This is a genomic window from Variovorax sp. P4_B10, assembly GCF_056402375.1.
In genome coordinates this window covers 1-7,577 of record NZ_JBFUHN010000145.1, presented here as the reverse complement: position 1 = coordinate 7,577, position 7,577 = coordinate 1, and the positions used below count along the sequence as shown (strand labels likewise).

9 protein-coding genes are annotated in these 7,577 nt (G+C 65.8%); 7 read left to right on the top strand and 2 right to left on the bottom strand.

Features of this window, described 5'->3' with window-relative positions:
- Nucleotides 1-389, top strand: a 389-nt coding sequence (locus AC1DXX_RS32685; protein WP_478138353.1) for an EamA family transporter, incomplete at its 5' end; no start/stop codon positions are given.
- Nucleotides 390-544: 155 nt separating this feature from the next.
- Nucleotides 545-985, top strand: coding sequence for an SWIB/MDM2 domain-containing protein (locus AC1DXX_RS32680; protein ID WP_176656515.1), 441 nt, complete (start codon nucleotides 545-547; stop codon nucleotides 983-985).
- A gap of 40 nt (nucleotides 986-1,025) precedes the next feature.
- On the opposite strand, the gene AC1DXX_RS32675 is transcribed toward AC1DXX_RS32680, so the two are convergent.
- Nucleotides 1,026-1,805 (bottom strand): helix-turn-helix domain-containing protein, encoded by a 780-nt coding sequence (locus tag AC1DXX_RS32675; RefSeq protein ID WP_478138352.1) that lies wholly within the window; start codon nucleotides 1,803-1,805, stop codon nucleotides 1,026-1,028.
- Nucleotides 1,806-1,908: 103 nt separating this feature from the next.
- Here AC1DXX_RS32675 and AC1DXX_RS32670 point away from each other — a divergent pair, with 103 nt between their 5' ends.
- Entirely contained in the window at nucleotides 1,909-2,202 is a 294-nt protein-coding gene (locus AC1DXX_RS32670) for a hypothetical protein (protein ID WP_478138351.1), read from the top strand.
- Here the strand turns inward: AC1DXX_RS32670 and AC1DXX_RS32665 are convergent.
- On the bottom strand, nucleotides 2,168-3,892 hold the full coding sequence (locus tag AC1DXX_RS32665; protein WP_478138350.1) for a thiamine pyrophosphate-binding protein: 1,725 nt from the start codon (nucleotides 3,890-3,892) through the stop codon (nucleotides 2,168-2,170). The two genes, AC1DXX_RS32670 and AC1DXX_RS32665, sit on opposite strands and share 35 nt — an antisense overlap.
- 94 nt (nucleotides 3,893-3,986) lie before the next feature.
- On the opposite strand from AC1DXX_RS32665, the gene AC1DXX_RS32660 reads away from it, so the two are divergent.
- The 4 genes from AC1DXX_RS32660 to AC1DXX_RS32645 form a co-directional block, all read left to right on the top strand.
- A complete protein-coding gene (locus AC1DXX_RS32660) occupies nucleotides 3,987-4,646 on the top strand; it encodes a TetR/AcrR family transcriptional regulator (RefSeq protein WP_478138349.1) in 660 nt (219 codons plus the stop codon).
- A 148-nt stretch (nucleotides 4,647-4,794) separates the two neighbouring features.
- Nucleotides 4,795-5,778 (top strand): tripartite tricarboxylate transporter substrate binding protein, encoded by a 984-nt coding sequence (locus tag AC1DXX_RS32655; protein WP_478138348.1) that lies wholly within the window; start codon nucleotides 4,795-4,797, stop codon nucleotides 5,776-5,778.
- 26 nt (nucleotides 5,779-5,804) lie between these two features.
- Entirely contained in the window at nucleotides 5,805-6,578 is a 774-nt protein-coding gene (locus AC1DXX_RS32650; protein WP_478138347.1) for an ABC transporter permease, read from the top strand.
- 40 nt (nucleotides 6,579-6,618) lie between these two features.
- Nucleotides 6,619-7,577: ABC transporter substrate-binding protein (locus AC1DXX_RS32645; protein WP_478138346.1), on the top strand; the 959-nt coding region annotated here is incomplete at its 3' end.

Sequence of the window (7,577 nt, the reverse complement as noted above, 5' to 3'; positions counted from 1 at the left end):
CCTATGCAGTGATCGGCAAGTCGCTCACGGGACGGCTCGGCCCCAAGCGCATCGCCTCGCTGATCAATCTCTGGGGCTTCGTGCTCTCGATGCCCTTCGGCATCTGGTTCGCGCTGCAGTTCGACTTCGGCACCGTGCATGGCGGCATCTGGGCTCTGCTCGTGGTCTACGCACTCGCCGCGAGCATCTGGACGGTGTGGCTCTGGATGACCGGATTGCGCCATGTTCCCGCTGCGCAGGCGGGTGTTTTCGCTGTGATGCTGCCCGTCAGCGCAGCCCTCGTCGGCGTGCTCGTGCTCGGTGAAAACCTCTCTGCGCCACAGCTGCTCGCGTTCGCGATCGCACTCGTGGGCGTGGTGCTGGCGACATGGCCTGGGCGCCGAACGTGAAAAACAGCGCTTCTCCCCTCTGAAAAAACAACAACTCCCAATGAAAAAACCGCTTTTTCCCTTGGAAACGCGTTTTTTCTCCTTTAGCATCCGCATTGCCACTGGAGACGCAAGTTTTTCATTGGTGAGTGTTCAACCAAAAAAGGAAATCAACCATGGCAACTGCAAAGAAGGCTCCGGCCAAGAAAGCTCCGGCAAAGAAAGCCGCTCCCGCAAAGAAGGCTGCGGCTCCTGCGAAGAAGGCTGCTCCCGCCAAGAAGGCCGCACCGGCCAAGAAGGCTGCTCCTGCGAAGAAGGCTGCACCGGCGAAGAAGGCTCCTGCAAAGAAGGCCGCTCCCGCCAAGAAGCGCACCCCCAACGCTGCGTTCATGAAGGCCCTGACCCCCAGCCCGGCACTCGCCGCTGTGGTCGGCTCGACGCCTCTGCCGCGCACCGCTGTCGTGAGCAAGCTGTGGGACTACATCAAGAAGAACAACCTTCAAGACAAGGCCAACAAGCGCAACATCAACGCCGACGCCAAGCTGAAGGAAATCTTCGGCAAGGCCCAAGTGTCGATGTTCGAACTGGCCGCGCTGATCGGCAAGCACGTCAAGTAAGCGCTCAGGGGCCTCGCGCTCCTGAATCAAGAAGCCGGCTTCATGCCGGCTTTTTTTTCGCCTGCGGCAGAGCCATTCCCTCCTCGAAAAAACGCGCCGGCGTGCGGCCGAAGTTCTTGCCGAAGGTCTCGATGAACGCGCTCACCGAGCCATAGCCGACGGTCAGTGCCACCGCCGTCACGGGTTCGCCCAGGCTCAACAACTCCACGGCCTTCAGCAAGCGAGACTGCTGCCGCCATTGCATGAAGCTCAAGCCCGTCTCGGCAGCGAAGCGCCGCGTGAGCGTCCTGCGCGCCATGCCGATGCGATCGGCCCACTGGTCGATGGTGTCGCGCATGGCAGGGTCGCTCGCCAATGCGGTGGCCATTGCTGCAAGGCGCCTGTCCTGCGGCATCGGCAGATGCAGCGACGGCCTGGCGCTCGCGGCGAGTTCGTCGAGCAGCACGGCGACGAGGCGAGTGCGACGCTCCTCGAAGGCTGCTGTCGACGCATCGAGCGAGGTCAGCCGATCGACCAGTTCCTGCACCAGCGGCGTCGTCGCAAACACATGCGGCCCGGCCGGCAAGGCAGCCGCCATCGCCGGCTCGATGTGCAGGCTCCAGCCGGCCGTGGCGCCAAAGCTCTGCGCCGCATGGGCACAGCGCGGCGCGATCCAGCCGATCCAGCCCGGCGGCTGCACCCAGCGCCCCGAAGCCGTCTCGATGACCTGCAGGCCCTCGCGCAAGGCGAACAACTGACCGTCCTCATGGGCGTGGCAGCCCGTGACGCGCGGCGCCGCGCAGGCGTTGATCCAGAGCTTGACCGGCGCTTCAGCGGCCATGCCTGGCCCGCCGGAGGTATCGATTGGCCCCGCACCGCAAGACCCGGGGCGCCCTACTGCCTAGCATCGGAACCCTCTTCACAACGCCTTCAAGGGAACGCTCATGCAAGCTCAGGATGTATTGCCCGACGGGCAGGATTTCGTCGTCAGGAATGGCCTCGCGCTGCGCAAAGGCTCCGTTGGCGCCTTCCTCGCGAACGCGCAAGTGCTGCAGGACCCGACCGCCACGGCAGAGGCGCGACAGGCCGCCGAGCGTGACCTGGTCTCGCTGCTGCCCGCTCTCGAGGCACTGGGCCTGTTCGACGTGTTCGAACTGCGCTCGCCCACCTTGCGCGACGCGGTGGCCCGGCATCRCGCGGCGCTCAGCCCAACGCCCGCTGCTGGGCCGCACGCCTGATCGACGCCAGCGTGCCACGGGTGGTGATCACCTCGGGATCCAGCGGAATCTCGATCAGCGTGCCGGTATCGGCCGCCAGCGCGCGCAGCAGCGCGCCTTCGAACTGCGCGGTTTCCGTCACGCGTTCGGCCGCATAGCCGTAGGCGCGCGCGAGGCCGCAGAAGTCCGGGTTGCGCAGTGCGGTGCCGCTGGTGCGCTCCGGATACTCCCGCTCCTGGTGCATGCGGATCGTGCCGAACATGCCGTTGTTGAGCAGCACGACGATGCTCTTGCCGCCGTGCTGCGAGGCCGTCGCCAGCTCTTGCCCCGTCATCAGGAAATCGCCGTCGCCCGCGATCGTGAAGGCCACGCGCCCCGTCGCGAGGTTGGCCGCAATGCCTGCCGGCACGCCATAGCCCATCGCGCCACTGGTCGGCGCCAGCTGCGTCTTGTGGCCCTTGGCGAGCCCGTGATAGCGGAAGTAGCGATGCACCCAGCTCGCGAAGTTGCCAGCGCCGTTGGTGATGGCTGCATCCGGCGGCAGGTGCTTCTGCAGCAGCGCGACCACGGCGGCCATGTCGACCGGGCCGCGCGGCGTCTCGGCCGGCATCCCGGCGAGCGCCTGCGGCACGAGGTTGGCTTCGTAGTCGGCATGCGCCTGCGCGGTCCACTCCTCCCACGGCAGCGTGGGCGGCGCACTCAGCACCTCGAGGCTGCGCGCGGCCGCACTCATGCCCGCATTGATCGCCAAATCGGCCTGGTAGACGCGGTTGAGTTCTTCCGCGCTCGCATGGATGTGCACCAGCGTCTGCTTCGCCTTCGGCGCTTCGAGCAGCGTGTAGCCGCCGGTCGTCATCTCGCCCAGACGCGGGCCGATGGCAAGGATCAGGTCGGCATCTTTCACGCGCTGCGCCAGCTTCGGGTTGATCGCAATGCCGACGTCGCCCGCGTAGAGCGGATGGTGGTTGTCGAAGGTGTCCTGATAGCGGAACGCGTTGGCCACCGGCAGCCGCCAGTTCTCGGCAAAGCGCTGCAGCGCCTGCGCGGCCTGCGCCGTCCAGCCGCCGCCACCGGCGATCACCAGCGGCCGCTCGGACTTCAGCAGCAGCTCGCGCAAGGTGCGCAGCGCGCCCGGATCGCTCCAGGGCTGCACGGGCTCCACGCGCGGCAAGGGCCGCGACGCGGTTTCCGTGCGCAGCATGTCTTCAGGCAGCACCAGCACCACCGGCCCCGGCCGCCCGTTCATCGCCGTGGCAAAGGCACGCGCCACGTACTCCGGAATGCGGTTCGCATCGTCGATGCGCTCCACGCGCTTGGCAAAGCCCTTGGTGCTCGGCCCGAAGAAGCTGCCGTAGTCCACCTCCTGGAAGGCCTCGCGATCGCGGAAGTCGCTGCCGACATCGCCCACGAACAGCACCATCGGCGTCGAATCCTGAAAGGCGTTGTGCACGCCGATCGAGGCATTCGTGGCACCCGGCCCGCGGGTGACGAAGCACACGCCCGGCCGCCCGGTGAGCTTGCCGTGCGCCTCGGCCATGAAGGCCGCGCCGCCCTCCTGCCGGTTCACGATGAAGCGTGCGCGATCGCCGTACGCATGAAAGCCGTCGAGCACGGCGAGGAAGCTTTCGCCCGGCACGCCGAACGCGATCCCCATGCCTTGCGCGATCAGGCACTCGACGATCAGGTGGCCTGCGGGTTGTGATGTACTCATGGGAAGTCGAACCTCAGCTGCAAATGTCTCTGGCAATTATGTGCGCCCGCCTCTCATGCCTTGCGTTAATTCCCCAAATGGTTAAATTCGCGCCATGAAGGCCCCGAAGGACTCCCCGACCGAAACGATCGTCGAGCCACGCTCGCGCGATGCCGACCGCTCGCAGCTCGCCATCCTCGCGGCCGCACGCGAAGAGTTCTCGCAACTGGGCCTCGCCGGCGCGCGCATGGACAGCATCGCGGCGCGCGCAGGCCTGAACAAGCGCCTCATCTACTACTACTTCGGCAGCAAGGACGACCTGTTCCTCGCGGTGCTCGAACGCACCTACGCCGACATCCGCGAAGCCGAGCAGCGCCTGCACCTGGACGAGATCGACCCGGTCGAGGCGATCCGCCAGCTCGTCTCGTTCACCTGGCACTACTACCTCGAGCACCCCGAGTTCATCACGCTGCTGAACAGCGAGAACCTGCACCGCGCCGCCCACCTGAAACGCTCCGAACGCATCCAGGAAATGAACTCGCCGCTGGTGCAGCTGCTCGACACCGTGCTCGAACGCGGCCGCCGCGACAACCTGTTCCGCTCCGGCGTAGACCCCGTGCAGCTCTACATCTCGATCGCGTCGCTCTGCTATTTCTACCTCTCGAACAACCACACGCTCTCGGCCATCTTCGGCCGTGACCTGCGTGCGCCCAAGGCGATGGCCCAGCGCCTCTCGCACATGACCGACCTGGTCCTGGGCTACGTCCTGCGCTGAGCGCACGGGCGCCTCCAGACCTCCTCCGGGTATTCACTAGGCAGCGGCGGTTGACGCCGCGGCGCAGCCGTTCCTAGAATCGTCAATTCACTTAATGGTGAATTAATAGATTCAAGACAGCGGCCCGACCGCGCGGAGACAGACAACCATGAAGCAACTCGCACGCACCACCGCCCTCACGGCGCTCACCTGCCTGGCCACCCTGCTGCCGGGCCTGGCCTCCGCGCAGAACGGCTACCCCCACAAGCCGATCCGCGTGATCGTCCCGTTCGCGGCCGGCAGCACCACCGACATCATTGCCCGCGCCATCGCCGACAAGATGGGCGCGAGCATGGGCCAGGCGCTGGTGATCGACAACCGCGGCGGCGCGAGCGGCACCATCGGCCAGCAGGCCGTGGCCACGGCCGCGCCCGATGGCTACACGATCATGATTCACTCGTCCTCGCACACGGTGAGCCCGTCGACCTTCGCCAAGCTGCCGTTCGACACGGTGGGCGACTTCGCCGCCGTCACGCCGATCTCGTCGCTGCCCAACGCGCTGGTCATTTCTCCCTCGAAAAACATCAAGACGCTGCCGCAACTGCTGGCCGCCGCACGCGCCAAGCCGGGCAGCATGAACTTCGCCTCCGCCGGCCAGGGCAGCGCCACGCACCTGAACGCCGAGAAGTTCAAGATGGCCGCGAAAATCGACGCGACCAACATCCCCTTCAAGGGATCGGGCGAGGCCGTGACCGAGGTGCTCTCGGGCCGCGTCGACTACTACTTCTCGCCTATCGCCCCGGTCATCGGCCAGATCAAGGAAGGCCAGTTGCTCGCGCTCGCCGTCGGCTCGCCCAAGCGTGYGGCCGCCCTGCCCGACGTGCCGACCACCACCGAAGCCGGCGTGCCCGGCTCCGAGTTCAACTTCTGGATCGGCATGATGGCGCCCGCCAAGACGCCGCGCGACATCGTCAACCGCCTGCACGACGAAGTGGCGAAGGCACTGGCCACGCCCGAGGTGAAGGAGCGCTTCGCGAAGCTCGGCGCCGACGCGTGGACGCTCAAGCCCGAGCAGTTCGATGCCTACATCAAGGAAGAAATCGCGAGCAACGCCCAGCTCGTGAAGGCCGCCGGCCTCTCGGTCCAGCAGTAAGCCAGAAAGCCCCGAGAGCCGTCTTCATGCTCCGCAAGCTCCTGCTCCTCCCGGCTCTGCGTCCCTTCCTGCTGATCCTGTTGCTGCTGGTGCTGTGGGACCTGACGATCCGGCTCTTCAAGATTCCGGCCTACCTGATCCCGCCGCCGTGGGAGGTCGTGAAGCAGCTCGTCGCCGAATGGCCGCGCCTGCTCGGCGAGAGCTGGAAGACCACGCTCGCCACGCTGGGCGGCTTCGGCCTGACGATCGTCATCGGCATCCCTATCGCGATGGTCATCGCCTACTCGCGCCTGGTCGAGTCGTATGTGTACCCGCTGCTGGTGTTCTCGCAGAGCATCCCGAAGGTGGCGATTGCGCCGCTGTTCGTGGTGTGGTTCGGCTTCGGCATCTTCCCCAAGGTGATCAGTGCCTTCCTGCTCGGCTTCTTCCCGGTCGTGGTCTCGACGGTGATGGGTTTCAAGTCGGTCGAGCCCGACATGCTCGACCTGGCCCGCTCCATGGGCGCGAGCCGCCTGCAGACCTTCCTCAAGATCAGCCTGCCGCAAGCACTGCCCGCGATCTTCAGCGGTCTCAAGGTGTCGGTCACGCTGGCGGTGGTGGGGGCGGTGGTCGGCGAATTCGTCGGCTCCAACTCCGGCATCGGCTATGTGCTGCAGGTGGCCAACGGCAACTTCGACCTGCCGCTGATGTTCGCCGCGCTGGTGGTGCTGTCGAGCATCGGCGTGATCCTTTTCGTCGCGGTCGACCTGATCGAGCGCGTGATGATTCCGTGGCATGCCTCGCAGCGCCACGCGCACTGAGTTCCTTCGCTGCATCCACAAAACTCCCGGAGACAACGCCATGAAGAAACTGCTTCCCTCGATGCTTGCTGTCGCCGTCACGGCGCTGGCCACCATCGCCATCGCACCCGCGCATGCCCAGGCCCAAACCCAAGCTGAAAGGCCCAAGGACAAGGTCACGCTGATGCTCAACTGGTACCTCTACAGCGAGCACGCACCCTTCTTCCTCGGCAAGGAAAAGGGCTTCTACGCCGAGGAAGGCATCGAGCTCGACATCCAGGAAGGCCGTGGCTCGGCCGTCACCGCGCAGGCGGTTGCCGCCAAGTCGGCCACCTTCGGCTACATCGACGTCACCACCATGATCAAGGCCGCGGCCAAGGGTGCGCCGCTCAAGTCGACCGGCGTGCTGTTCCAGGTGAGCCCGATGTCGGTCATGGGCTTCACCGAGAAGAACATCAGGACGCCGAAGGACATCATCGGCAAGACCGTGGCCACCACGCCCGGCGATTCGATGTCGCAGATGTGGCCGCTGTTCCTCAAGGTCAACAACATCACCCCCGACCAGGTGAAGATCGTCTCGGGCGACGGCCAGACCAAGCTCAATGCCGTGACCAACGGCCAGGCCGACCTGTTGCTCGGCTACGTGATGGACCAGGCCATCAAGCTGCAGGACGCCACCGGCAAGCCCGTGACGCCGATCCGCTTTGCCGACTCGGGCGTGAACCAGATCAGCTCCGGGATCATCACCAACAAGAACCTGCTGACCGAGAACCCCGACCTCGTGAAGCGCTTCATGCGCGCCTCCACCAAGGCTGCCGAAGCCGCCGAGAAGAGCCCCGAAGCCGCGGTGGACGCCATGCTCAAGGCCAACCCGAAGGCCGGCGTGCGCGACACGCTGATCGTCGGCATGAAGCAGAGCGTGGCGCTCTATCACACGAAGGACACGGCGAACCAGCGGCCGTTCCGCGTGGCGATGAAGAACGTGAACGACTCGCTGGACCTGCTGGTGCAGTACGGAGG